The sequence below is a fragment of the Kineococcus indalonis genome (genome assembly GCF_009906395.1).
GTDB lineage: Bacteria > Actinomycetota > Actinomycetes > Actinomycetales > Kineococcaceae > Kineococcus > Kineococcus indalonis.
Genome location: NZ_JAAALM010000874.1, coordinates 1 through 975, shown reverse-complemented (window position 1 = coordinate 975; position 975 = coordinate 1). Strand labels below are relative to the sequence as shown.

General features: G+C 83.0%; 1 protein-coding gene. It reads left to right on the top strand.

Features of this window, described 5'->3' with window-relative positions:
* Positions 1-231: 231 nt before the first annotated feature.
* The coding region (locus tag GTR00_RS21660; protein WP_205706388.1) for a hypothetical protein at positions 232-975 on the top strand (744 nt) is incomplete at its 3' end.

Sequence of the window (975 nt, the reverse complement as noted above, 5' to 3'; positions counted from 1 at the left end):
GACCTGCACTGGGCGAGGCGAGGGTGGCGGTGCTGGCGCGGGAGGTCGCCGGCGCCGGTGCCGGCGCGCGGGAGGTGCGCACCCGCCTCGGCGCGCTGGACGGCCTGGACTGGGACGGGGCGGGGGCGGCCGCCTTCCGCGCGCGGCTGGCGGAGCTGGGCCGCGCCGCCGAGGCCCTGGCCGCCGGGTGCGAGGAGGCCGCCGGGCGGCGCCGTCCTGGCGGGCGCGGCGGTGGACCCGGCCCTGCTGCTCAGCGTCCCCCTCGCCCCGGGCACCGGGGTGCCCGCCGAGCGCGCCCTGGGGGCGCTGCTGCTGGGGACGGGCTCGCCCGCGGCGCTGTCCGCGCGGCTGCTGCTGCTCGCCGGGATGCTGCGCACCGCCTCGCTGCGCTACCGCGCCGGTGAGGAGGTCGCGGCGGCGGTCGTGGCGCTGGTCCGGCGCGCGGTCGCGCAGGCGGTCGTGGAGACCGCCCCGGCGCTGGCCGCGGGGGCCGCGGGCCTGCTCGCCGCGGACGTCGCCCACCGCACCGCCGAGGTCGGCGAGCGCGTCCTGAGCCGCGCCGTGGAGCAGGTCGTGACCACCGGCGCGGTGGACCTGGAGGACCTGGGGGCCTTCGCGGCGCGGGAGGGCCGCGCCGTGGACGAGCGCGTGCGCGGGGACGTGCAGCAGGTGGCGCTGCTGGCGGCGCGGCACCCGTGGCTGGTGCAGGAGGCCGTGGCCACCACCCCGGCGGTGCTGCGCGCGGCCGCGGGGCGCTCGCCGCTGCTGGCGGCGGGCCTGGCCGTGGCCGCCCCGGAGGTGCTGGCGCCGGGCGCCGGGGCCGCCGAGGTCGCCGGTGCGCTCACCGCCCTGGGGGCGGTGGGCCCGCTGTTCCGGGAGTCGGGGGTGCGGGTGGTGCCGGCGCCGGTGCGGGCGGTGCCGACCCGCCCGCCGCGCGGTGTCGCCGAGGTCCTGGACGGGGTGGCGCACCAGTCC